This window comes from Streptomyces sp. NPDC033177 (genome assembly GCF_055577715.1).
Genome location: NZ_JBVIPS010000001.1, coordinates 149379 through 174153, shown reverse-complemented (window position 1 = coordinate 174153; position 24775 = coordinate 149379). Strand labels below are relative to the sequence as shown.

Here is a 24775-nt window from a genome sequence, read left to right as displayed (position 1 = left end):
CTACCTATGTCGGTGGCAAGGATTTAGCGTCGCTGAGGTGACCGGATACCGACAGATACTCGCCGTGCCGGGGATGGCATCGCTGCTGGGCATCTCGCTGCTCGCGCGTGCCGCGATCACGGCTGACGTGATGGCGCTGACGATGTACGTCGTGCTGGGTCTGGACATGAGTTACGCGGCAGCCGGGGGTGTCGCGGCGGCGTTGACCACCGGACTGGCGCTCGGCGGGCCGCTGCTCGGCCGCATGATCGACCGGCGGGGCCTGCGTGCGGTGCTGCTGGCAACCGTCGTGGCGCAGGTCGCGTTCTGGCTGAGCGTGCCGATCCTGCCGTACGGGACCCTGCTGGCCGCCGCCTTCGCGGCGGGGTTGCTGATGGTGCCGGCCCAGCCGGTGACCAGGCAGGCGATCGCCGCGATGACGACGGCGGAACAGCGTCGCCCCGCCTTCGCGCTGGAATCGGTGCAGGGCGAGCTGTCGTACATCGCGGGCCCGCCCATCGTGATCCTCTGCGCGGCGACTGTGTCCCCCGAGGTGGTGGCATGGGGTGTCGGCGCCGCGATCGTGGTGGGGGGAGCGGGACTTGCCCTTCTCGACCCGCCGCTGCGCACCAAGGATGAGGCGGGCGCCGGCACGGCCGTACGCCCCCGTCGCCGGGAGTGGCTCGGCTCGGGCATGATCGCCATGCTCATGATGGCGTTCGGCACCACGATGCTGCTCAGCGGTACCGACCTGGCCATCGTCGCCACCCTCAAAGAAGCGGGCCAGGTCTCCTGGGCCGCCGTGGTCGTGGCGACGTACGGCGCGACCTCTGTCGTCGGTGGGCTGGTGTACGGCGTGCTGTCCCGGCCGCTGCCGACGTGGCTGCTGCTCGGTCTGCTCGGCCTTGCGACCATTCCCGCGGGGCTGGCCCACGACTGGCCCTGGTTGTGCGTGGCCGTCGCCCTTTCGGGGCTGCTCGTCGCGCCGACTCTTTCCACCGTGGCCGACGCGGTGATGCGACTCGCGCCCGCCGGCGTACGGGGTGAGGCGACGGGCCTGCAGTCCTCGGCGCTGAGCGCGGGATTCGCGCTCGGAACGCCGATCGTCGGGGTCGCGATCGACGCCTCCGTGCCGGGCGGCGGTTTTGCGGCGGCGGGGCTGGCCGGCCTCGCCGCCGCGCTGGCCGGATACCTGCTGTCCCGCGGCACACGCGCCGCCCGAACGCGACCTCCGCGCAGCGGACTTGGGCTCACCGAGGTGCGGGGTCTCGATCCACACCCGCCGCCGCGTCCGCCGCTCCCGCCGCACCCGCACGAGACCGGCACCCGGCCCGGCGCGTGAGGTCCTGCAGGAGCGTGCGGCGCCCCTCGTCGGTTCGGTGGGGGCGGTTGGGTCGGTCAGGGCAGGATCTCGACGTACCCGTCGGTTCCGTGGACGCGGATGCGCTGCCCGTCACGGATCAGGCGGGTGGCCTGGTCAACGCCTACGACGGCCGGCAAGCCGTACTCACGGGCGATCACCGCGCCATGGGTCATCAGGCCGCCCACCTCCGTCACCAGGCCCGCGATTCCGACGAACAGCGGGGACCAACTGGGGTCCGTGAAGGACGTGATGAGGATGTCCCCCGCTTCGAGGTCGGCCTGCGACATGTCGAGGATGACCCGCGCCCGCCCCTCGACGGTCCCCGCGGAAACCGCCAGGCCGATCAGGGCGCCGGCCGGCACGTCGTCGCGCCGGTACGAACCGGTGAGGGCCTCGCCGTCCGACGTGAGCACCCGGGGCGGGATGAGTGCCTGGTGCGAACGGAACGCGTCTTTGCGCTGCGGGATGAGCTGGTCATCCAGCTGCTTCGAGCGCACGACCTCGTGGAGTTCCCGGAACGTGAGGTAGAAGATGTCCTCCCTCTCGGGGAGCACACCTGCCCGCACGAGGCGTTCCGCCTCGTCGAGGAGGGCCTTCTTGTAGACGAAGTAGCGGCAGATGATGCCGTACTTGGGGTACTCCCGGTATCCGATGAAGGTTCTGACCCGGTCGATCATCCCCTTGGCCTCGTCGGCCTTCAGCTCCCCGTCCGGAAGGGCCCGCAAGCGTGACAGCACTTCCTGTTCCTTCTTCTGCGCCCTCTGCCGCCCTTGTTCGAAGCGCCGCTCGGCGGCGCCCGGTTCGAAGTTCCTGACGTTGTCGAGGATCACGGGCACGAGCGTGCTGGGGCGCTCGCCCCACCGTGGCCTGGTGATGTCGATCTCGCCGACGCAGCGCATGCCGTACCGGTCGAAATAGGACTGGATGGCGTCGCGCGCCTCGGTTCCGCCCGCAAGCTTCGGCAACTCGTCCAGGAAGCCCTCGTCCTCGACACCCTGCAGGAACGCCACCACCTCCGGATGCGGGCGAATCACGTCCGCGACATCGAGCAGGGCCAGTCCCATCTCCGACGTGATGTTGTCGGGGGCGGACAGCGTGAGGGTGTCGGCCGCGTTCTTCTCGCCGAGCCACTCCCGCAGCTTGTCGTTGAGCCACCACGTGGCCTCCATCCCCGCCATGATCGCCTGCATGCTCAAGGGGTCGCCGAGGACTCGCTTATGTTCCTCGAAGGCCTCCTGGAGGAAGTCGAACAGCGCCGGCCCGGTCTTCGTCCGGATGTCGCGCTGCAGGGCAGCGACGGACGTCTCGCTGCGCTCGATCAGCTCGGTGACGATGGCCGGATCGGTCGCGATCGGGGTGGCGGTCGCGGCGCCGGCCGGTGGCCCGGCGGGGGCCGCGACCTCGAGCGGCGGGACCGGGAGCGACGAGATGAAGTCGTCGCGGTCGATGAGGGTCTCCAAAGCGTCCCTGACCAGCGGATCGCCCTTCCCCATGAGGTCCAGGAGGACGGCGCGGCTCGCTGGCGAGGCCAGGCGGCGGGTGACGTCGACAAACAGCCTTCCACCTGCCTCGTGCATCGGCACCATGGCCGTCAGCTGCCACATGGAGTACCCGAGGGGCTTCATGGCGTCGGTCATCATCTGCTGGTGGCCGACGGAGACGTAGACGTGATGGTCCGGGTCGTCGGCCTCGGGGATGGGAAAGAGGGTGGTGATCGGCCGGCTCTGCACGATCTGGAAGCCCTCGCCGTCATTGTGACCGTCACCTTCACCGTCATCGGCCAGGCACCACTCGATGTCCTGAGGGCGGCCGAAGTGTGCTTCGATCCGCCGCCCGAGCCGCACGAGCTCCACGACCTGGCCGTCCGTCAGCGCCGGCTCCTCCTGCCGGCGTGAGTCGACGGTGACTTCCTGCGTGCCGCCGGTGGGCAAGGCCTGCACGGCACGTTGTTTGGCGGCGATCGTCTTGGCCACGACTTCGCCGTGGCGCACCTTGTAGATGTCGGGGTTCACCAGGCCGGAGACCAGGGCTTCGCCGAGTCCGAAGCCCGCGTCGACCGTGGCGACCTTCCGGTCGCCCGTGACGGGGTCGGCCGTGAACAGGATCCCGGCCGCACGGGGGAAGACCATCTGCTGCACGACCACGGCCATGTGGACCGTACGGTGGTCGATGCCGTTGCGCCGGCGGTAGGTGACGGCCCGCTCGGTGAACAGCGAGGCCCAGCACCGGCTGACGTGCTGGAGGATCGCCGATGGGCCCACGACGTTCAGGTAGGTGTCCTGCTGGCCGGCGAAGGAGGCCGTGGGCAGGTCCTCCGCGGTCGCACTGGATCGCACGGCGTAAGCGGCTTGCTCACCGAACTGGATGAGCGCGCGGGTGATCGCCGTGGCGAGATCGGCCGGAAGGGGAGTTTCCTCGATGGTCCGCCGGATTTGCGCGCTGAGGGTGCGGATCTCTTCGCGGTCGTCAGGGTTCACGCGCGCCAGGTTGTCGAGGCGCTCGCCGAGCGACGGCGCTTCCGCCATGGCCCGCCGGAAGGCGTTCGTCGTCACGCAGAAGCCTCGCGGTACGCGGATGCCCTCGTTCCGCGACAGCCCGCCCAGGTGCGCACCCTTGCCGCCGACGACCGCGACCTGCGTCTCGTCGACCTCTTGAAGATCCAACACGTACTGCTCAGTCACTGAGAAACCTCCGGGCAGCCGCGCTGCTTTGTACTGGGGTGGGATGGGGTGGGTGGGGTGGCACTGGTTCGAGTGGTGGCGTCGGCGGATGATTCTGCGCCGTGGCCGGGGCCTTGTGGCAAGCCCCCCACTGGGTTATATGTTGAGAGTGGCAAGGAGAGGTCTCTCCTTGCCTTTGTTTTTTCTGCCGTACCTCCAATCGGCTCGGACTGCTACCTGCGGGCCGACAGGGTGCGTGCGCCGTCATCTCCGGGCAGAGTTGATGGCGAGGTTGTGCCAGTGGTGCACGAGACGAAAGACAGCTGAACTGACGCGAGGTGCTCTCGCGGAACCGGGGCGATCGATGTTCCGTACGCAGGCGGCCGACGACGGCGACGAGCTGCTTGCCAGGCTCGGGGCCCTGACTGCCCGCGCCCGTGAGCTCGCGGAGATGCAGCGCTCCCGCGTCGAGCTGGCGGTGGCCCTGCAGCGCGGCATGCTCCCGCACGACCTCCCGGAGCCTCCGGGCGTCAGGCTGGCCGTGGGCTACATGCCCGCCAACCACGGGCTCAACGTCGGGGGAGACTGGTACGACGCCTTCACCATGCCCGACGGCCGTATCGGCTTGTCCATCGGCGACGTGCAGGGGCACAACATCAAAGCTGCCGCGTTCATGGGACAGGTCCGTGTGGGACTGCGCGCGCTGGCCTCCGTCACGGGCGACCCGGGCGAGCTCCTGACACGTACCAACGACCTCCTCGTCTCCCTGGGCGCGGACCTCTTCGCCACCTGTACCTTCCTGCGGCTCGATCCGGCCACCGGCGTCCTGGAGTGCGCTCGGGCCGGCCACATCCCCCACATCTGGGCCACGGCCGACGGCCGGTCCGGTGTCGACGAGGGAGAGTGCGGGCCCCCGCTCGGCGTGCTCGAAGGCGCCGAGTACCCCGTGGTGTGCCACCGGCTCACCACGGATGGTGTCGTCGTGCTGCTGACCGACGGCGTGGTGGAGGGGCCGTCACTGAGCCTCGACGAGGGCTTGCGGCGGGTGATGCGGCTCGCCGAGATCACCACTGCTGCCGGCCTTGGCATCAACGCTCTCGTCGGCGGTGTGATGCGGCTGGCGGACACGGTGGGGCATGAGGATGATGCCGCCGTGCTGGTCGTGGGCCATGACGGTGGGGGGCTGTAGCGGTGTTGGCTGGTGTCGGTGTCGGACCGCGGGGGCCTATGTACGCGACGGGAGAGGACGGGACGGCCAGGGCGTGACGCGGCGCGACGGGACCCGGACAGGGGCCCTCACATGGCCGAAGTGGTCCACTCGGTGTCTGATGGCCCTGTGTTGGTGACTCGACGGTTCCGGCGGTTCCGGCTGTCCCTGGAGGTAGTCCTCAAGACACTGGCCGTGGCCGCCTGCTACTACGTGGCCGGGCGTCTGGGCCTGCTCGGCCGGCTCACCGTCGAGGGAGTGATCGTCACACCCATTTGGCCGCCGACCGGCGTCGCCGTCGCCGCGCTGCTCGTCTACGGCGTGTCGATCTGGCCCGGGATCGCCGTGGGTTCCTTCCTCGTGATCGCGTCCCTCACCACCCCTCAGCTCACCACGCTCGTCACTATCGCGGGCAACACCGTCGGCCCACTGTGCGCCTACCTGATGCTGCGCCGGGTCGGCTTCCGGGTCGGGATCTCACGGCTGCGTGACGGCCTGGCCCTGGTCTTCCTCGGCGGGCTCGGCGCCATGCTGATCAGTGCCACGGCGGGGGTCGGGCTGCAGGTGGTGACCGGTGGACTGGAAACGGGGGAGTTCTGGTCGGTGTGGCTGGCCTGGTGGGTGGGCGATGCGATGGGCGTCCTGCTCGTCACTCCGCTCCTGCTCGTGCTGGTGGGCGCCGCTGGGCCGCTGCGGTTGAGGCGATGGAAAGAGATGCTGTGCCTGGGCCTCGCGGCCGTGATCGTCGTACCTCTGGCGGTGCTCGGTGACCTGAGCCTGCTCTTCCTCGTCTTCCCGCTGCTCATCTGGGTGGCGTTGCGCTTCCAGCTGGCCGGGAGCATGTTGTGCGCGCTGTTCGCGTCCGTGCTGACGACATTCGAGGCGAACGAGCAGCAGGGAGCCTTCCAGGACCTGACTGCCGTCGAGGTCATGACGAAACTTCAGGCGTTCAACGGCGCCACTGCGCTGACGGCGCTCTTGTTGTCCGCCATGGTCGCGGAACAGCGCGCCACCCGACGCTCGGTGAAGAGCGCCTGCGGGGAACTCGCGGAGGTCCTGGAACACCTGGCCGCGGGGGAAACCCCACCGGAACTGTCCCCCCGGCATGTGGCCGCGCTCCATCCCGACGACGGGATGTCTCCCGCCCCGGACAGCCGCCGGGAGACGGACATGTAGGCGTGGCGGGCGAGAAGGAGCCGATCGAGGGACTCATGGGCGTCGCTACCGCTTCGCGTCCCTCCTGTCGCTGCAGGACCAGAACGTGATGGGGCGTGGGGCCGTCGGATTCGACCTGCGCGACATCGCATGGGGCACAACGGAACGCGAACGTGCCAAGTCGAAGGACTTCGTGTTGCGGGCCACCGCGCTCGCGCTGAGCCGCCACCGCTGGGACGAGCTGGATTACGAGCCCCCCTTCGCCCGTGACTATCTGCGTCAGTTCGAGGCCATGGTCGAGGCCTTCGAGCCGAACACTGGGGCAGTTCCTCGCGCCGGGGGTTCCCGGGAGCGGACGAACGTGCGATGGCCTCATGCGCACTGCACCGGATCCTCAGCGCGCTCCCGCACTGGGAGGGGTGTTTCCGCTGCACCGAGGCACCCTGACGATCCTTCGGGCCAAAAGCGCCGACAGGGGCCGGTTTCGATCTAGGGCGGCCAGTCGGCGCCTGGGATGATCTCCGGCATGGTCGACTCTGCCCTCTGGATCTCATCGTTGACAGCCGGCACCGCAGTCATGGCCAGCTGGGTCACCAGCAGAGGGACCGCCAGGGCCGCGCAGATCCAGGCGGCCACCGCCGAGCGGATGCAGCGCTCCGTACACGTGAGTGAGGTACGAAGGGCCGCTTATGTGCGCCTCATTGAGCAGGCGCACAAGATGGCCGAATTGTACTGGGCGGTGTCCGACATCCACGCGGCCGGCGGCACCCGTGCCGAGCAGGTGCCCGCGCTGAAGGAGATACGGGTCGGCCTTCGGGAGGCGTACAGCAGACTCCGCCACTGCATCTGGGTGATCAGCCTTGAAGGGCCGGACGATGTCGCCGAGGCCGCGGAAACAGTGAGGCTCGCGACCAGGCCTCCTTATCGCGCACTCGATGAGGCGATCACGGACAACCCCGACGCCCTCGCGGCCTTCGACCAGTACTACGACCCCTTCTGGCAATCTCTCCTGGCCTTCGTCGCGACCGCCCGCGTCGCGGTGCACAACCTGTAGCACCAGCGGACTCGGCAGCGCCCGCACCCTCCGTCTCACCCTCTCCTGTAGGGAACTTGCCCGCAGGGTGACTTGAAGGGTGAAGAGTGGTGAGCCTGAGATGGGGAGTGGTGGATTGTCGCTAGGGTGGTGGTGAGTTGAGAGAGGCTGTGGGGATGGACCAAGCGCCCGAGACCAGGAATGTGACCGAGGCCCGAGAGGAACTGCACGCCCTGGTGAAGCTGGCCGAGGGGCAAGACGCCAGATCGACGCTGATCGGCAATCGTGGTGTCCGTGCGGTGCTTGCCCCCTTGGACCGTTTTCCCGCCGCTCGGCGCCCGGAGAGCAATGGTCTGGCCAGCCACGCCCTCGGCTCGGCGCAGAAGGAACTCGGCGAGCTCATCGCCTTGGCGGCGAGCGGACAGCCCCAGGTGCTGCGCCGCTATGCCACTCCCGTAGCGGTTCTGCTGCCCGTCGATGGCCCCATCAGCAGCACCCCATCCGACGTAGCCGCCTCTGACGCGGCCCTGGCAGGAGGCGCGGTGAACACCCAGCCCACAGCACGCCGCAGGCTTGCCACGCTCGGCGATGCCATCGGCGAAGTCCTTACCTCTGCCTCGGTGCCGGGCCTCTCGTTCGGCCTCGCCGGCCTGGATGACGCCACCGGCGGCCTGTACCCGGGGCGCCTGGTCCTGGTGGCTGCCCCACCACAGGCGGGCGGCAGCCTGATCGGTCTCGCCGCGGCCCGTCACACCGCACTCGTACAGGGCGGCCGTGTCCTGTACGCGGCATCGGGACCCAGCAGCGCCGACATCACCCGCCGCGTCATCGCCGCGGAAGCCGGTGGCGACTACGCACGCCTCAAGCGAGGCACCCTCACGCCCCACGAGCAGGACGTCGCCGACCGGCTGCGGCACGCGCCGCTGCTCATCGATGACGGCACCGATCTGAGCGCACAGGCCATCGCGGAGACCGCACCGCTGGCCGACGACCTGGCACTCGTCGTGGTCGATCGCCTGCAGCGTGCCCCCAACCCGCGTCTGCCGCTGTCGGGGGAGCACCTCCCGCAGGCCGTCCAGGTCCTGGGCGAGCTGGCCCGCACCCTCGATGTGCCGGTCCTGGTGGTCGTGGACACCGATGAGCCCGCCCTCGTGAATCTGCTCGACGCGGACGTCATCCTCACTCTCACCCCGGGCCCATCCCTGACGGCCGTGACGGTCGCCGAACGGGATCTGGGCGTCATCGGTCGGGCCCACCTGCGGCCCGACCTCGTCCATGCCCGATTCCTGGACGCCGGCCCCGCAGCCCCTGTCCCCGCCGCAGAGGGCACGGACGCGGCTGCCTCCGGCGCGCAGGAAGGGAAGGGGAGGGGACACGACGCCGAGCGTGAACTGGCCGATGCCGGGCTCCCCTTCACCTCCGGCGCCCTCAAGGGCCTGCCCGCCGAGGCCACCCGCCTGCTCGCAGCGCTGCGCACGGCCGTGGCCGACAGGGATGCGGGCGCCCTTGCGGAACTCCGCGGCCCGCTGCATGACCTGGCTGCCGCGATTCCGTCGTACCCGGACACCGCCCAGGGCCGACGTCTGGCCGACGCCCTGCATGCCTACACCGCCACAGTGCCCAACTCCGCCACTGACACCACGGCAGCGGTGGAGCCCACTGCCGGTGTACCGCCCCAGGCGGATCCCGAGCGACCGGCAGAGACACCCACCGAATCCCCGGTTGAAGAGATCGACGAGACCGATGACGACGTCGACGGCCTGGCACCGGGGGACGAGGAGGATGAGCCCGAGGGGGCCGTGTTCCCCGCGCTGGTGATCCTCAAGGACGCGGTCGCACGATCGAAGATGCACCCGATCCAAGTCATTCGTACCGAGGAACGCGACAGTGGCCCCTGGCCTCTGATCAGCGAGGACATGGACGGCGAGCCGCGCTGGGTCCACCCCGAGGTCACCAGCGAACGCGTCGCCCACATCAACGCGAACGGCAAGGGTGTCAGGCGTGACCAACTCCTGGTGCCCGACTCGTTCGGCGACGGCGTGATGTGTCTGATCGACCGCAACGGCTCCTATCCCTCCGCCTGTTCGGCCGTCCCACTGGCCCCGAACAAGCTCCTTCACACCGGCCCTCTTGAGGCGTTCGACAAGACACAGGCCGGTATCTACCTCATCGACATCCCCCATTGGGATCACCCCGCCATGCCCCACCCCCTGGGGCGGGTCGTCGAAAGCGCCGACGAGCATGGCCGCGCATGGGTCACCACCCCGCACATCAAGCAGCTGGAGCGGCTCATCCGCGAGGGCCACATCGACACCCCCCTGACTTTCCACGACTCCTGGACCGGCAAGGCCAACGAATCGCTCTTCAAGCCGTTCTACGCGGCTGCCCGCGAAGCGCGTACCGAGCTCGTCCAGGAGGGCGGCGAGCCCTACAAGGCGTACAAGACGCGGCTGTCGATCGCGCTGCGTCTGCTGTGGCCCAAACGAGAGGAACAGCGCTCGCCGTTCTGGCGCCCCGACTGGCGCATGAGCATGGTCGCCGAGGCCTCCGTACGCCACTGGATCACGGCCTTCAAGGCGGTCCAGGAAGGACACCGGCTCATCGCCCTGCGCAACGTCGACGCGGCCGTCTTCTTCACCCCCGACGCCACGCCCCCCACCCCCTACCGGGTCGGGACCGGCTTCGGCGAAGTGAAGGCAAGGTTCCTCGGGCGCGGCGAGACCATCCCTGAGGGTGAGGACTGATGGCCGGTCCCACCGGGCAAGGCCCGTCGCTGGGCGGCGCTCTGGGTGACCTGTTGCGCGCTCAGGTCACGCCGCGCCACCGCCTTTCCTCCTATACCGCCCGGCACTGGCACGCCCAGCTCAGCCACCTCACCAGGACCCGTCGCGGCTACCAGATCCTGGAGGACGCCGGGCTGCACGTGACGACCAAGACTCTCGTCAACTGGTTGTCCGACCCCGAGTACAGCGTTCGCCGCAGCTATCGCGATGTGATCCACACCGCCTACGAGAACGCCGCCATCGTCCCTGCCGAACCGATCCCCGCGCAGTTCAAGGGCGGCCGGTTCGAGATCAGCGGCACGGTCAGGACCGGCGCTGACGAACGTGTCCGTGGTACCCGACGGGCCGCGCCTCTGCGGATCGACGGGCGCCGGGGGCACTGGGACGACATCGAGACGCTCTGGGCGGCGGGCGAGCTGACCGACGACGCGTTCGAGGATCACTTCGTCGACGACGTCATCGTCGAGGACATCGGCGAAGGCACTGACGGGTGGGACTTTCCCGGAGCCTCGTACGCCGTTGAACTCAGATGACGGCTGCGTTCGGGTGAGGGCCCGTCGCCCAACACGAGTGCACGCTCATTCGGCAGGCGCACGGCGCCGGCGCCATCCCCTCTCGGCCAGGTGCCGCCGCTGAAGAGGCGGCGTCCACGTGACCGGCCTACGTTGAAGGCCCAGGGCCCCGCATCAGAACCGTAAGAGGGGCTCCCCGGAACCGGAGGAGAGGCCGTCGTGGCTGACAAGGTCGGGCGGAGAAGGTGAACGGCGGGGTCGAGGGCTTGACCGGCAGGGGCCCGGATGGCGACGGGCTGATCTGCCGCAATCGCCGCGCGTGGCTCAGGTTCTGGCCGGGGTCCTGCGGGCCGCGGCCCTGGTCGTCCTGCGTCGCCGCCTCGACCGCTCGTCCTCTCCCATGCCGCCCCACACACCCGAGGCCTGCCCGGTCTCCAGTGCCCAGTTCCGGCACCGTTCGAGTACCGGGCAGCGATGGCACACCCGCTTCGCGGCGAGCAGGTCCTCCTCGGCGGGGCCCGACGTGCCGACCGGGAAGAACATCTCGGGATCCTCGTCGATACAGGCGGCTTGCCGCCACCACAGCTCCATGACGCCTCCTTGCGGCGCCGGATCGAGACCGCGCCGCGAGATTGGTTGTGCCGTGTCCATGCTCAACTCAAGGCCGGGTTCCCGGGGCGCACCGGGCGAAACAGAGGGAACAGGGGTAACGCCCCGCACGCCGGAAGGAAGACCCCGACGCCACGGCGGTCGAAGCGTCACGACCGGGGAACCCGGCGATGGACAAGACGCCATCTGAGGAAGGGAGCGCCGAGCGCTCATGGCACAGACCACGGAAAAATCCTTGGCAGGGCAGACCGCGCTCGTCACCGGAGGGTCGCGGGGACTTGGTCTGCTGATGGCCGACCAACTGGCTGCCCGCGGCTGCACAGTGATCATTGCTGCCCGTGATGCCGATGAGCTCGCGGCCGCCCAGAAGAAGCTGCTCCACCGCCGACCTGATGTCGCCGTGCACACCTCGGTCTGCGACGTGCGTGACCAGGAGGCGGTGCACGCCATGTTCCGGGCCGCCCATGACGCCTGCGGCGGGCCGGACATCGTCATCGCCAACGCCGGTGTCATCCAGGTGGCACCGGTGGAAGCCATCGGCGCCAAGGAGTTCAGGGACGCCATGGACACGATGTACATGGGGGCCGTGCACACCTGCCTCGAAGCGCTTCCGTATCTCAAGGAGAGCGAGCGGGGAGGACGGCTGGGCGTCATCTCCTCGGTGGGCGGGCTCATGGGCGTGCCCCACCTGCTGCCCTACGCCGGTGCCAAAGCTGCCGCGGGTGTCCTGGCGGAGGGCCTGCACGCCGAAGCCGCCGCGAGCGGTGTCAGCGTCACCGCGGTGTATCCGGGGCTGATGCGGACCGGGTCGCATCTCCAGGCCGAGTTCGGCGGGCACCGCAGCAAGGAATTCGGCTGGTTCTCCACGGTGGCGGGTGCGCCCCTGGTTTCGATGAACGCGCAACGCGCTGCCGAACGCATCGTCAAGGCCGTCGTCCGGCGCCGTACTCGGCTGGTCCTGACGCCCCTTGCTCGTGCGGCCGACCTGGCCCACGGCCTGGCGCCCGCCGCGACGACTCGCCTCAACGGCGTGGTGGCGCGTCTGCTGCCGCAGGCCCCCTCCGGACGCCCGCGGCTGCGTCGCGGCGCCGAGGTCGACCCGCCGAAGGGAGCGGTCAGCGGCCGCTTGCAGACGTGGGGGAGCGCCTTGAACGAGCGTGCCGCCGACGCCTACAACGAGCGCGAGAGCTGACCCACCGGCGGTCCGGGCAGCACTCCGGGCCGCTGAATGCTGCCGTTGCGTCACACTCAAAGCCGCCCTCGGGACAAACTGTTGCCGGCTGCAGCCTCAGTCGAACTCCCGGAGGGCGGCAGCCAATTGTGGGCCCTCCTTCGATGCCTGACGCATCAGCACAGCAGCCGTGGTGTGCAGGTCGTTCTTGTCACGTCGATACTCGTCCGGCAGCGCTTCGAGCCCGGCCGCGATCTGACCCGCCGCTCCCCGCCAGTCACGCGCCCCGCTCCTCGCTGCCGTCAGGGTTCTGGTTCAGATCACGCCCTGGGCCAGCATCGCGTCCGCGACCCGTTCGAAGCCGGCGATGTTGGCGCCCGTCACGTAGTTGCCGGGGGCGTCGTAGCGTTCGGCGGTTTCGTGGCAGGTGGTGTGGATGTCGTTCATGATGTGCGTCAGCTCTTCTTCGACCCGTGCCGCCGTCCACGACGTACGTGCGTGGTTCTGGGCCATCTCCAGGGCGCTGACCGCGACGCCACCCGCGTTGGCGGCCTTGCCGGGGCCGAAGGCGACACCGGCCTGCTGGAACAGGCGTACCGCATCGGGTGTCGTGGGCATGTTGGCGCCCTCCGAGACCACCTTCACGCCGTTGCGGATGAGGGCGGCCGCGTCGTCGGCCTCCAGCTCGTTCTGCGTGGCCGACGGCAGCGCGATGTCGGCCGGGACCTCCCAGACCCGCCCGCCCGGGACGAAGCGGGCCGAGGCGCCCCGGCGTTCGGCGTAGGTGTCGACCCGGCCGCGCTCGACCTCCTTGATCTGCTTGAGGAGGTCGAGGTCGATGCCCTTCTCGTCGACCACGTAGCCGGATGAATCCGAGCAGGTCACGGCGTTGGCACCGAGGGCCGCCAGCTTTTCGATGGTGTAGATGGCGACGTTGCCGGAGCCGGAGACGACCGCCGTGCGGCCCTCCAGGTCCTCGCCGCGCTGGCGGAGCATCGCCGCCGCGAAGAGGACGTTGCCGTAGCCGGTGGCCTCGGGGCGGATGAGCGAGCCGCCCCAGCCCTGGCCCTTGCCGGTCAGGACGCCGGCCTCCCAGCGGTTGGTGATGCGCCGGTACTGGCCGAACAGGTAGCCGATCTCCCGGCCGCCGACGCCGATGTCACCCGCGGGCACATCCGTGTGCTCGCCGATGTGCCGGTGCAGCTCCGTCATGAACGACTGGCAGAAGCGCATGACCTCCGCGTCGCTGCGGCCGTGCGGCTGGAAGTCGCTGCCGCCCTTGCCGCCGCCGATGCCGAGGCCGGTCAGCGCGTTCTTGAAGATCTGCTCGAAGCCAAGGAACTTGATGACGCCGAGGTTCACCGACGGGTGGAAGCGCAGGCCGCCCTTGTACGGGCCGAGCGCGCTGTTGAACTCCACCCGGAAACCACGGTTGACGTGGACGCGCCCCCGGTCGTCCTGCCACGGCACCCGGAACAGGATCTGCCGCTCGGGCTCGCACAGCCGCTCGATCAGGCCGGGCTCGGCGTACTCGGGGCGGGCTGCGATGACCGGCGCCAACGTCTCCAGGACCTCGTGTGTGGCCTGGATGAACTCCGGCTGGGCCGGGTTGCGGTGCTCGATCTCGGTGAGCAGCTGCGCGAGCGTGGTCTTCGTCTCGGATCGCGTGGTCAAGGGGGCCCTTTCTGACACGGCTGACACCGGGGATCCGGTACGGGATGCGCCGCGTACTGGAGGCGCACTCCGGGCCGGCCCGGTCGGGACGCTCGGCGCCGTTGCCGTGCGCGTGACACTCATGTATTACGCGCATGTAAACACACTGACCAGCGTCCGGGTCCAGGGTGCGACCACAATGCGAGATCACCTGCCGGGTGCCGGGTGCCGGGTGCCGTCCGACGGGGCGGGCCCGCTCGCCGAGCACGTACGGCCGTACTCGGCCGGCGTCACGTCTCGTACGGGCGATCCGTCACCGCGCCTCGCGCAGTTGGAGAAGGTACGCCGCGGTCACCGCCACGGCACGGTCCTCGTCGTGGGAGAGCTCGACGAGGGCACGTGATGTCGTCGTGCCCGGGATGCCCGCCATTGCCTGGGTCAGCCGGCCGCGGGCGGGCGCCCCGGTGGTGGCGTCGGCGAGGTGGTCGACGAGCCTGGTCGCGATCTGATCCGCCCTCGCGGAGTCGCTCGCCAGCACGCTCAGCGCATCGGCCGCGTCGGTGTCGTTCCTGCCTTCCACGATCATTGCGATGAGCGTCGGGATCGCTGCGGCCTCCCCGCGCGCCCCGAGCGCCAGAGCCGCATGCCCGCGGACCGCGTCGTCAACGCTCGCAAGGGCCTCCCGCAGCACTGCGTCGGCCTCGTCGCCGGGCATTTCGGCGAGGGACTGAACGGCGCGTTCCCGCACCGCGGCCGTCGGTGAGTCGAGGCCCTCCGCCAGCAGTGCCACGCCGTCCTCGCCCGTTCGTGCCAGCGCCCAGCGAAGGGCCCCGGCGACGTTCGGGTCCGTCTCGCCGAGTGCCGCATCGACCAAGGCCTCCACCGGCACCGGAACCTCGTCGTCCGAGGAGAGAGCCGCACGTTGGCGCGCGCTCGCGCTCTTCGAGCCCAGTGCCTGGAGCAGCGCCACGACCTGGAGAACGTCCTCCCAGTCGGCGGGGCCCGCGGCATCGATCCGGCGCAGCCGTGTGAGCAGCTCGGTCTCGGCCGCGATGCGTTCGCGTGTCTGCAGGACGAGGTCTCCGACGAGCGCCGAGGGCGTGAAGCCGGGCTCGTCGAGAGCGCGTCCGATCTCCCGCAGCGAAAGACCCAGCGACCGCAGGCTCTCGACATGGAAGATGCGCCGGATGTCCTGCCCGGAGTACTCCCGATAGCCGGAGCCGGTACGGCCGGAGGGCCGTACCAGACCGAGCGACTCGTAATGCCGCAGCATGCGGGCACTGACCCCGGACCGTCGCGCCACCTCACCGATCAACACGCTTCATTGTCCCTCCGGGCCGTCGCCGCCGAGGGCCACCACACGCTTCGCCTCCTCGATCGCGAACTCGAACCCCGTATCCGGGTCACGCAGCAGCCGTGTCGTGGCGAGGGCGTGCGCACGCCTGCGAGGGTCCGCGGCCGTCGTCGCAGCGCGCAGTGCAGGCTCGATCACTTCCCCCAGCGCGACCAGGGCCCGGCTGAGGCTCAGCTGCGTCTCCCGTTCACCGCGGCCCAGTTGCGTCGCGAGGGCCTTGGCCAACGCGGACTCCTCGCCTTCCGGTACGAGGATGACCGCGGCGCGCCAGGCGCTGCGTGCCACCTCCTCCTCGGGGTCGGACAGCAGAGCCCCCGTGATCGCCGGCCACGCCCGCCGGTCCCCGATCTTCGACAGCGTGTGCAGCGCCTGGCTCCGGGCCTGTGCCCGCTCCGAGCGGAGCTCGCGGAGCAGCTCGGGCAGCGTCAGGGACACCGGATGGCGAGTGAGCGCCCAGGTCAGCATGTCCCGGACGAAGAATTCAGGTTCGATCGCGGATCGCTCCACGAGCTTGTCGACGAAGCGCGGGTCCGGTGCCGTGCCGACCGCCAGAGCGGCTCGCAGTCGCACGGAGGAACCGCGGTCCTCCAGCCCCTGGAGCCCTCGTAGTGCCTCCGCGTCCTGTCCCGTGACCGTCATCGAGACCACCTCCTCGTCGATCAGTGAAGACCTTGTCACCGTGTCAAGGTCAAACAGGGGCGCGGGGCCGGGCCCCAACCGGCGTCCACAGCAGCCCCACGTATCGAGCACCTCACACTCCGGGAGTGCCCAAGGTCGGTGTGTCGAGGCCGAGTTGTTGGTTAGGGTGACAAAGCAGAGGCTGATCCGCGGTGCGGCCATGGTCGCTGGGGGGAGTCGGTGACGACGGAGGGGCTCGCATTGCATCGCCTGGCCAAAAGAGCGGGACCTTACGCCGGCAGGCGCGGGTGACCGGCCGCCCGACGCCCGCGGTGCTGCCCCCTTCGCTGCGCGTGTGGCTCGGGCTGATCGCGTTTCTCGCCGCGTCCACGGTCGTCGCGCTCGGGGTTCTGTACGCAGGGCACAGCGAGCCCGGCAAGGTGGACAGGTGGTTCGTCGAGCCGACGGCGGACAGTGTGCGGCCGCCGTGGCGGTACGTCGCTCTGGCCGTCGATTTCCTGGCGGAGCCCGTCGGCGCGGCGATGGTGCTCCTTGCCACCGTGACGGGATGCCTGCTGCTCCGGCTGCCCTGGGGGGCGGTCCTGGTCGTGGGCGGCGTCGGCATGACCGTGGTGACGACGACGCTCATCAAACCCCTGGTGGGGCGCACCATCCACGGCGACGACAACTTGTCCTACCCGAGCGGGCACACCGCCTTCATCACCGCGCTCGCTCTGGTGGTGGCGCTGCTCGCGACCGGCAGGCTCGGCCTCGGCAGGGCGGCGGGCGCCCTACTGATGCTCGCCGCGACACTGGTCGCCGGAGCCGCCATGGGCTGGGCGCAGGTCGCGCTGAGCGCGCACTACGCGACCGATGTCCTCGGCGGCTGGTGCACCGCCCTTGCGGTGATTCCGCCGACGGCGTGGCTGGTCGACCGGTCGGCGGACTCGCTGGCCGACCGGTCGACCAAAGCAGGTCGGCGCGAGCACCGCTGACGGCACGTCACGTCACATCATGGCTGGGCGAGCCACGTCATGCCCAGCGGCGGAACACAGGCTTGACCGGTCGCCCCGCGAGCCAAGGAGTGGGGCCACCGGAGTCAAGTGCCTTCCGGTAGACGGCACATGCCTGGCCCACCACCTCGACGGTGCGATCGATGTCGGCGTCACTCAGCGCACTGCTCACCACGAACGACGGCGCGAGCACCCCGCCCGCGAGGAGCCGGCGCAGGAACAGGGTGCGGTAGGACTGCGACGGCTGCCCGTTCTCGTCGAGGGTGGCGAACACCAGGTTGCTGGCCCGGCCCCGGACGACGACATGGTCGCCGACGCCCATGCCCGCCGCGGCCTCGCGGACCCCGGCGGCCAAGCGCTCGCCGATGGAATGCAGTTGGGCGGTGATGCCCTCCTCGGCATAGGTGGTCTGCACGGCCGTCGCGGCGGCCAGCGCATGCGTCTCCGCGCCGTGCGTGGTGGACAGCAGGAACACCCGCTCGTCGGAGTGACGCAGCCCGCCCCGCTCCATCAGCTCGCGGCGCCCGGCAAGGGCGGAGACGGCGACCCCGTTGCCCAGCGCCTTGCCGAACGTGGAGAGGTCGGGGACGACTCCGTACAGACCCTGGGCGCCCGCCTCGGACCACCGGAAACCGGTGATCATCTCATCGAAGACCAGCACGCAGCCGTGCCGGTCGGCGAGCGCGCGGAGGCCTTCCAGATAGCCGGGCGGCGGTTCGGCGTGGCCCGCGGGTTCGAGGATCAGGCAGGCGACCTCGTCCTGGTACCGGGTGAGCAGTTCCTCCGTGGCGGCCAAGTCCCCGTATGGGAATGCCACGGTGAGCTCGGTGGTCGCCGCCGGAATGCCGGCGGACATCGGTGTGGTCCCGATGAACCAGTCGTCGACGGAGAAGAACGGATGGTCGCCGCAGATGGCCACCCGCGGGCGCCCGGTGGCGGCGCGGGCCAGGCGCACCGCGGCGGTGGTGGCGTCGGAGCCGTTCTTCGTGAACTTCACCATCTCGGCGGTCGGTACGGTGGCCAGAAAGCATTCCGCGGCATCGAGCTCCACGATGGAAGGCCGGACGAAGTTGCTGCCCCGGTCGAGTTCGCGCCGCACCGCCTCGACGACGCGTGGGTGGGCGTGGCCGAGGCTGACCGAGCGCAGACCGGAGCCGTACTCGATGTAGCGGTTGCCGTCGATGTCCCACACATGGGCGCCCTGGCCGTGGCTGATGACCGGGGCGAGGTTCTCCGGGTACTGGTCGTCGCCCTTGGCGTAGGTGTGCGCGCCGCCCGGGATCAGCGCGTGCAGCCGCTTGTTCGCCGTCCGCGACCGGGGCAGGTCGAACTCTTCCGCGTCGTCGGTGGTCACGTCGACCTCACCCTTCCCTCTGCTTCAGCACCTCGGCGAGGCCGGGCGCCTCCCGGTCCCTCGACGACATCAAGGTGGGCGGCAGCGGCCACGGAATGGCGAGCTCCGGGTCGTCGAAGGCGATCGTCACGTCCTCGGCCGGATCGTGCGGGCGGTCGATCCGGTACGAGGTGTCGGCGGTCTCGGTCAGCGCCTGGAAGCCGTGCGCGCACCCCGCCGGGATGTACAGGGTCTGCTGCGTCTCGCCGGACAGCTCGAAGAAGGCCCGGCCCAGGTAGGTCGGGGAGCCCGCCCGCAGGTCCACGACGACGTCGAAGATCTGCCCGTACGAGCACCGCACCAGCTTGGCCTCGCCGGCGCCGGAACGCAGATGCATCCCGCGCAGCACGCCACGGACCGAGCGGGACAGGCTGTCCTGGATGAAGGCGTCCGGGTCGAGCCCCACCGAGCGGACCACGTCGGCGTCGAAGGTGCGGCAGAAGAAGCCGCGTTCGTCGACATACGGCGTCGGCTCGAAGAGGTACGCGCCGTGGATCTCCGGGACTTCGGTCGCCTTCATATGGCCTCCCGCATGGTGTGGTCGGTCGTCGGGAACAGGGCCGAGGACAAGGCGGCGAACTGCACCTCCAAGCGCCGGGCGGCGAGCAGATTCTGTTCGGTGAGGTCCCGCCGTACCTCGGCCGATGCCTGCTCCAGTGCCCGGAACTGCTCGAGCAGCCGTTCGGCATCCACCTCGCGGGCCGGGTGGCAGTAGGCGCCGAGCCCCATCCGGGCCATGAGCGCGTCGCTCTTGGCCGAGTAGCTGATGGCGAGTGTCGGTGTGCCGACCTTCAGCGAGCAGATCAGGTTGTGGTAGCGGGTCGCCACCACGGTGTCGGCAGCCGTCATCTCCTTCATCAGGTCGTCGAGCGAGGCCGTCTCGGCCTCGGTGACCAGCGGCGAGTCCACCGCGTCGAGGATCGCCGCGGCCACCGGCCGGTCGAGTTCGTCCCCGGTGACAAGGCGCACCGTCCTGCCGTCCTGAACCAGCGCGCGCACGAACGCGGTCGTCCCGTCGACGTAGCGCCGGTTGATCTCAGCAGCCCTGGCACGCTCGTCGTTGCTGCCGTGGAAGTCCATGACGCCGACGCAGACCGGGCCCGGCGCCCCCGATGAGGCGCTCGCGGACGGCGTCGGCAGGGCGAACACGAGGTCTTCGTAGACCTTGTCGCGTGCGGTGTCCACGCCCATGGCCCGCATCGCGTCACGGGACTGGTCGTCCCGGTACGACCGGTAGGCGGCGAGCCGTGCCGACCAGCGCACCAGGGTCCGGGTCGGCCGGTTGCCGATCTTTCCGGCGCCGACGCTGACCAGCGCGACCCGGGTGCCGAAAAGGCGGCCGGCGGCGCAGAGCAGGAAGAGTGAGTACGGGAAGCCCCACGGCCGCAGCGGCAGCGTGGTCTCCAGGACGCCCGTGCCCGGCACCATCACCACGTCGTGCCGGCGCACCCAGGCGGCGGTGCGGACGACGTCGACGAGTTTGCCGAGCCCCTTGGTCGCGATCGCGCTCGCACGTGACGCGGTCCGGTACTCCCCGCGGTTCCAGTTCATGCGCGTCGCGGGGATCCGGTAACGGGTCGTGACGTCCTCGGGTCCGCCGCACAGGGCGTCCACGACCGCCTTCGGGTGCTCGGCGCGGAGATACCCGAGCACAGCCTCCAGCGACCCGTCGTTGCCGACATTGCCGGAGCCGAGCAGGCCGAACACCCCGACACGCACCGGAGTTTCGTCTCTGGAGGTCACCCCTGCCTCCCTTCACGGCCGGCGACCAGGGCGTCGACGGAGACCGTGACCAGGGCCGGATCGACTGGGGCGCGGTCCTCGACCCGCTCGCCGGTGCCGGGCCGGGTCCGGCTGGTCATCCACGCGGCCAGGTGCCGATAGCAGGCCCGCCGGTCGGCCGCGGACAACGGCGCCCGTTGGATCGCCGAGACGAAGCCCCAGACGTACTCGGCGAGGAGCCGGGGCGTCGGGTGCAGCGGGCCCGCCCGGCGCGGGTCCAGGTTGACGCACCGGGACCGCTTGGACGGATTCGCCCGCTCGGCGCGGGTGGGGTGGTCGCGGCGGAAGTACAGCAGCTCCGGCACCTGGTGGAACGGCCCGTGCAAGGCGATCTCGGCGACGAACGTGCGGTCCGCGTGGTGGTAGCTGTCGTGCGGCTTCACCCGGCGCAGCACGTCGGCCCGCAGCACGCCGTAGAAGTCGTCGCCGCCGGGCTCGAACAGCATGCTGCGGAAGCGTTCCGGCGCGCGCGGCGAGTCGGTGGCCAGCGTGTACTCGTAAGGGACCGTCACCTTGCCGTCCCCGTCGATGACCGCCTGATCGGCGTGTGCGAGAACCACGTCAGGTCGCTCGTCGAGCGCCTCGACGCAGCGCCGCAGCAGGTCCCTGGCGTACAGGTCGTCGTGCGAGGCCCACTTGAACAGTTCGCCGTGGCACTGGGTGAAGACGTAGTTGTGGTTCGGCGCGGCACCGATGTTCCGCAGCAGCCGGATGTAACGGATGCGCGAGTCCTGCGCGGCGTACTCGCGGCAGATGTCCTGGGTCTTGTCGGTCGACGCGTTGTCGGTGATGACCAGCTCGAAGTCCTCGTAGGTCTGGCCGAGCAAGGCGTCGAGCGATTCGGCGAGGTACTCCTCGCCGTTGTAGACGGGCAGGCCGATGCTCAACCGGGGATGGGCGGTCATTGCGTCCTCACTTCGGGAATGGGATTCGTGCGGCGCTCGCGCAGAGCGGAGCGCAGTTGCTGCCACCACACGGCAGAGCTGCAGGCGGCTGCGGCGGCAACGCCCCAGGCCGAGCCGGCCGTACCGGCCAGGAACGCCCCGCCGAGCCCGCCGCAGACATAGAAGGTCGAGGCGAACAGCTGGCAGCGCAGACTGCGCCGGGCCGCGGCGAGCGCGCGCAGGCCGGCTGCCGCGCCGGTGCCGAGGCCGGCGCCCGCGACGCCGAGCGTGACCGGCACGATGATCGCCGAAGCGGAGCTCCAGACGTCACCGAGAATGAGCTCACCGAGCCGGTCCGGCATCAGGAGCAGCACCGAGCCCCAGAGGAGCGCGCCGACGGCCTGTCCGACGCCGAGGTAGAGGCAGAACCTGCCGAGCCGGTGCGGGGCTTGGCGCAGCATCCGCGCCGCCTCCGCGACGGTGACCAGCGTCAGCCCCATCAGTACGGCGAGGAACGGGCCGAGCAGGAGTTCGGCGCCCCGGATGACGCCCACCGCGCTGACCGCGACGATCACGCCGAGCCCGTACGCCCGCAGTTGGCTCGCGCCGCTGACGCCGACGTTCTCGATCAGGTACCGGTAGCTGAGGTCGCGGTGCTCGTGGAGCCACTCACGGGCTCCGGTCAGCCGGGGCCGGATGCCGGACTGGAAACAGCCGTACACCGCGGCCACCGTGGCCGACGCCCCCCAGGCGAGCACAAAGGCGGTCACGGTGCCCACGCGGGCGGCCACCACCATGGCCGGCACGAGCGCGACGCCCCACACGACGTCGTTCACGAACGCCTTGCGGCCGTTGCCCGCGGCGAAGAACGAATACCGCCAGGCGTCCTGCACGAGCAGCCCCGGCAACATGACGCCGAGGCCGGCGAACGCGGGCCCCACCTGGCCACCGAGCGCGAGCCCGATCACCAGACACACCGCGCCGATGACGACGCCGACGCCGAGTGCGGTGCCCGACGAGCGGGCCACCGCCCCGCGCCAGGGCGCGTCCGACACACCGCTGAAGCGCACCACGAGCGGGTCGGTGGCCAGGCCGCGGGAGACGCTGAGGACCACTCCGTAGGTCACCCAGGCCAGGCTGAACACGCCGAACGCGGTCAGGCCGAGCGAGCGGGCGACGTAGATCCCCACCGCGAAGTTGGACAGGCTGGAGGCCGCCTGGTCGGCCAGGCCCCAGGACAGCCGGCCGAGGATGGCGCGCCTGGCGGTGGGCCGGGCCGTCTTCTCCTCCCCGGTGGTCATCGGCGTCACGCTTTGATCAGCCCGGCGGCGTGCAGGGCGTCGGCCGCGACGGCGACGGCGTCGAACGCCAGCCCGGACCGCTCGGCGACGTCGAGCAGACTGTGCTCGCCGTCGGAGAGATTGAGCACCCAGAGCATGGCCATCTGGGCCTGCTTGGTGTCACTGCGGCCGCCGAGCGCGTCGTACAGCCCGCGTCGGCCCAACTGCGGTTCGCCGTAGGGGCTGAGGTTGAGGTAGGTCCGGTTGCGGTCGAGGACGGCGAAGGCCTCGCGGCAGACGGCGAGGGTGTCCGCCATCGCCGCGGGGGAGACGAAGTCCGGGTTGTCCGCCGAGGTGTGGTACTCGGGGTAGCTCGCGTACGGGGTCCTGCTGAGCGAGCCCACGCCGAGGTTGAACCCGGGGGAGCAGTACTGCCGCTCGTCGTAGCCGTAGGGAGTGAACTCGGTGACGCGGTGCGGGCGTTCGGAGGCGGACAGGACGTGCTGCAGCACCCGGTCGATCTCGGCGTCACCGCGCCTGCTCTGTTTGTAGGTGAGTTGGCCCGAATCACCGGCACAGGCCAGCACCAGGCCGTGCTTGACCTGCTCCACCCGCTCCTTGTTGCGGGCCAGCCAGGTGATGGCCCCCACGGTCCCGGGCGCGAAGATGAACCGGTAGGTGTAGTACGGCGTGGTCTCCGCGAGGGCCCGTGCCAGGAACGTCGCCACCGCGATGCCGGCCAGGTTGTCGTTGGCCAGCGACGGATGGCAGACATGACAGGAGACGATCACCTCGTCGGGCACCTGCCCGGGGACCACGTGCTCGGCGTAGGTGAGGTGCCCGTCCGCGAGCGTGGAGTCGACGCACACCTCGTACTCGCCGTCCGGCAGCGCGTCCAGGGTCTCCTGGGCCAGGCAGAAACCCCACTCCGGCTTGTAGTAACTGGTGCGGTACGGCACCCAACTCGGGTGCTCCGGCAGGGTGTGCAGGTGCCCGCGCAGCTCGTCCAGCGGCATGGTCGTCGCGGGCACCGGCACGCTGTAGCCGAGCACGTGCAGGCTGGACGCGGCGAAGTCGATGACCCGGTTGCCGGCACTGTCGGCGACGTACGCGTCCCGGATGTTCCACTCCTGTGGCACCGTCCAGTCGAGCACCTGCGTCCCGGTCGGCACCTCGTGCACCTGCAGCGGGATGTACTCGCCGACGATACCCAGGGTGGCGCGCACACCGTCGCCGGTGATGCTCCGGCAGAGCGGGTACATCCGCTCCACCAGAGCGTGCATCTCCTCGCCGGCCTGGGTCATCGGCGCCACCGCAGGGTGTCGTCGACGGTGCCTGCGTCGGATGCCGCGCTCAGCACGGCCAGGCGGGTGAAGCGGCGTTCGAAGTCCTCCCGGGTCAGCCCGAACTTGCGGTAGGCGTCGGCGAGTTCGAGCGCGCCCTGCTTGACCGTCCACTCGCAGTCGAAGCCGGGAATCGCGGCGCGGAACCGGGAGAAGTCCACCCGGTAGGACCGCGGGTCGGCGCCGTTCTCGCCGGTGATCCGCACCTTCGCACCGGACACCGCCTCGGCGACCTGCTCGGCGATCTCGGCGACCGTGACGTTGTTGACCTCGCTGCCGATGTTGAACGCCCGGTCGTGTACCGCCTCTTGAGGCGCGTCAAGCGCGGCCGTGAATGCCCGCGCGATGTCGGCGGCGTGCACCAGCGGGCGCCAGGGGGTGCCGTCGGAGAGCACGAGCACCTCGCCGGACAGGAGCGCGTGGCCCACCAGGTTGTTCAGCACGATGTCGGCGCGCAGCCTGGGGGAGTAGCCGAAGGCGGTCGCGTTGCGCATGAACACCGGGCTGAAGTCGCCGTCGGCCAGCGCGTGCAGGTCGTCCTCGACCCGCACCTTGGACTCCGCGTACGGCGTCACCGGCCGCAGCGGGGCGTCCTCGCCCACCAGGTCTCCGCCGCCCGCGGCGCCGTAGACCGAGCAGGTGGACGCGTACAGGAAGCGCCGTACCCCGGCCTCGCGGGCCAGCCGGGCCAGGTGCACGGACGCGTGGTGGTTGATGTCGTAGGTGAGCTGCGGCGCAAGGGATCCCAGCGGGTCGTTGGAGAGTGCGGCCAGGTGGATCACGGCGTCCACCCCGGCCACGTGCTCGGCCGTGACGTCGCGCAGGTCGACCCGGTGGCCTTGCGGGTCCGCGGGCGGCGGGCCGAGCACGCAGTCGGCGAACAGACCGGCGTCAAGGCCGACGACTTGGTGTCCGGCGGCCGTGAGTACCGGGGCCATCACGGTGCCCAAGTAGCCCTGGTGTCCGGTGAGCAGTACGCGCAA

At 70.2% G+C, this 24775-nt stretch carries 20 protein-coding genes; 8 read left to right on the top strand and 12 right to left on the bottom strand.

Annotated features, from left to right (window positions below; translation table 11 throughout):
* Positions 1-37 precede the first annotated feature (37 nt).
* On the top strand, positions 38-1321 hold the full coding sequence (locus ACZ5U5_RS00820; protein ID WP_469014668.1) for an MFS transporter: 1284 nt from the start codon (positions 38-40) through the stop codon (positions 1319-1321).
* A gap of 56 nt (positions 1322-1377) precedes the next feature.
* Here ACZ5U5_RS00820 and rph read toward each other — a convergent pair whose 3' ends face one another.
* On the bottom strand, positions 1378-4023 hold the full coding sequence (rph, locus tag ACZ5U5_RS00815) for a rifamycin-inactivating phosphotransferase (protein WP_469014665.1): 2646 nt from the start codon (positions 4021-4023) through the stop codon (positions 1378-1380).
* A 343-nt stretch (positions 4024-4366) separates the two neighbouring features.
* Between rph and ACZ5U5_RS00810 the strand changes: the two genes are divergently transcribed.
* The 5 genes from ACZ5U5_RS00810 (at position 4367) to ACZ5U5_RS00790 (ending at position 10713) form a co-directional block, all read left to right on the top strand.
* Positions 4367-5191, top strand: a complete 825-nt coding sequence (locus ACZ5U5_RS00810; RefSeq protein WP_469014663.1) for a PP2C family protein-serine/threonine phosphatase — start codon at positions 4367-4369, stop codon at positions 5189-5191.
* A gap of 147 nt (positions 5192-5338) precedes the next feature.
* Positions 5339-6385 (top strand): MASE1 domain-containing protein, encoded by a 1047-nt coding sequence (locus tag ACZ5U5_RS00805; protein ID WP_469014661.1) that lies wholly within the window; start codon positions 5339-5341, stop codon positions 6383-6385.
* 505 nt (positions 6386-6890) lie between these two features.
* A complete protein-coding gene (locus tag ACZ5U5_RS00800) occupies positions 6891-7418 on the top strand; it encodes a hypothetical protein (RefSeq protein ID WP_469014658.1) in 528 nt (175 codons plus the stop codon).
* A 155-nt stretch (positions 7419-7573) separates the two neighbouring features.
* The gene (locus tag ACZ5U5_RS00795; protein WP_469014655.1) at positions 7574-10141 is read left to right on the top strand and encodes a DnaB-like helicase C-terminal domain-containing protein; all 2568 of its coding nucleotides are present in this window, start codon (positions 7574-7576) and stop codon (positions 10139-10141) included.
* Positions 10141-10713, top strand: a complete 573-nt coding sequence (locus ACZ5U5_RS00790) for a hypothetical protein (RefSeq protein ID WP_469014653.1) — start codon at positions 10141-10143, stop codon at positions 10711-10713. Before ACZ5U5_RS00795 ends, ACZ5U5_RS00790 begins: the two co-directional genes overlap by 1 nt.
* A gap of 303 nt (positions 10714-11016) precedes the next feature.
* On the opposite strand, the gene ACZ5U5_RS00785 is transcribed toward ACZ5U5_RS00790, so the two are convergent.
* Entirely contained in the window at positions 11017-11283 is a 267-nt protein-coding gene (locus ACZ5U5_RS00785) for a WhiB family transcriptional regulator (RefSeq protein ID WP_469014650.1), read from the bottom strand.
* Between the two features lie 229 nt (positions 11284-11512).
* Here ACZ5U5_RS00785 and ACZ5U5_RS00780 point away from each other — a divergent pair, with 229 nt between their 5' ends.
* Positions 11513-12493: an SDR family NAD(P)-dependent oxidoreductase gene (locus tag ACZ5U5_RS00780; RefSeq protein WP_469014649.1), complete on the top strand. Its 981-nt coding sequence runs from the start codon at positions 11513-11515 to the stop codon at positions 12491-12493.
* A 294-nt stretch (positions 12494-12787) separates the two neighbouring features.
* Here the strand turns inward: ACZ5U5_RS00780 and gdhA are convergent, their stop codons facing one another.
* From gdhA to ACZ5U5_RS00765, 3 genes are all read right to left on the bottom strand, one after another.
* On the bottom strand, positions 12788-14146 hold the full coding sequence (gene gdhA, locus ACZ5U5_RS00775) for an NADP-specific glutamate dehydrogenase (protein WP_469014647.1): 1359 nt from the start codon (positions 14144-14146) through the stop codon (positions 12788-12790).
* Between the two features lie 292 nt (positions 14147-14438).
* Positions 14439-15443, bottom strand: a complete 1005-nt coding sequence (locus ACZ5U5_RS00770) for a MerR family transcriptional regulator (RefSeq protein WP_469014644.1) — start codon at positions 15441-15443, stop codon at positions 14439-14441.
* Between the two features lie 3 nt (positions 15444-15446).
* Positions 15447-16118: a HEAT repeat domain-containing protein gene (locus ACZ5U5_RS00765; RefSeq protein ID WP_469016826.1), complete on the bottom strand. Its 672-nt coding sequence runs from the start codon at positions 16116-16118 to the stop codon at positions 15447-15449.
* Between the two features lie 287 nt (positions 16119-16405).
* On the opposite strand from ACZ5U5_RS00765, the gene ACZ5U5_RS00760 reads away from it, so the two are divergent.
* Positions 16406-17092 carry a phosphatase PAP2 family protein gene (locus ACZ5U5_RS00760; protein WP_469014643.1) on the top strand — a complete coding sequence of 229 codons (687 nt, stop codon included), beginning with the start codon at positions 16406-16408 and terminating at the stop codon, positions 17090-17092.
* Positions 17093-17129: 37 nt separating this feature from the next.
* Here ACZ5U5_RS00760 and ACZ5U5_RS00755 read toward each other — a convergent pair whose 3' ends face one another.
* The 7 genes from ACZ5U5_RS00755 to ACZ5U5_RS00725 are packed head-to-tail and all read right to left on the bottom strand — an operon-like array spanning position 17130 to position 24775.
* Entirely contained in the window at positions 17130-18464 is a 1335-nt protein-coding gene (locus ACZ5U5_RS00755; protein ID WP_469014642.1) for a glutamate-1-semialdehyde 2,1-aminomutase, read from the bottom strand.
* A 7-nt stretch (positions 18465-18471) separates the two neighbouring features.
* Positions 18472-19023: a dTDP-4-dehydrorhamnose 3,5-epimerase family protein gene (locus ACZ5U5_RS00750; RefSeq protein ID WP_469014640.1), complete on the bottom strand. Its 552-nt coding sequence runs from the start codon at positions 19021-19023 to the stop codon at positions 18472-18474.
* Positions 19020-20246, bottom strand: coding sequence for a polysaccharide pyruvyl transferase family protein (locus ACZ5U5_RS00745; protein WP_469014638.1), 1227 nt, complete (start codon positions 20244-20246; stop codon positions 19020-19022). Before ACZ5U5_RS00745 ends, ACZ5U5_RS00750 begins: the two co-directional genes overlap by 4 nt.
* Positions 20243-21190, bottom strand: coding sequence for a glycosyltransferase family 2 protein (locus ACZ5U5_RS00740; RefSeq protein WP_469014637.1), 948 nt, complete (start codon positions 21188-21190; stop codon positions 20243-20245). Before ACZ5U5_RS00740 ends, ACZ5U5_RS00745 begins: the two co-directional genes overlap by 4 nt.
* Entirely contained in the window at positions 21187-22470 is a 1284-nt protein-coding gene (locus ACZ5U5_RS00735; protein ID WP_469014635.1) for a hypothetical protein, read from the bottom strand. The genes ACZ5U5_RS00740 and ACZ5U5_RS00735 overlap by 4 nt, the downstream gene beginning before the upstream one ends.
* Positions 22471-22475: 5 nt before the next feature.
* A complete protein-coding gene (locus ACZ5U5_RS00730; protein WP_469014633.1) occupies positions 22476-23753 on the bottom strand; it encodes a DUF4910 domain-containing protein in 1278 nt (425 codons plus the stop codon).
* Positions 23750-24775: an NAD-dependent epimerase/dehydratase family protein gene (locus ACZ5U5_RS00725; RefSeq protein WP_469014630.1), complete on the bottom strand. Its 1026-nt coding sequence runs from the start codon at positions 24773-24775 to the stop codon at positions 23750-23752. Before ACZ5U5_RS00725 ends, ACZ5U5_RS00730 begins: the two co-directional genes overlap by 4 nt.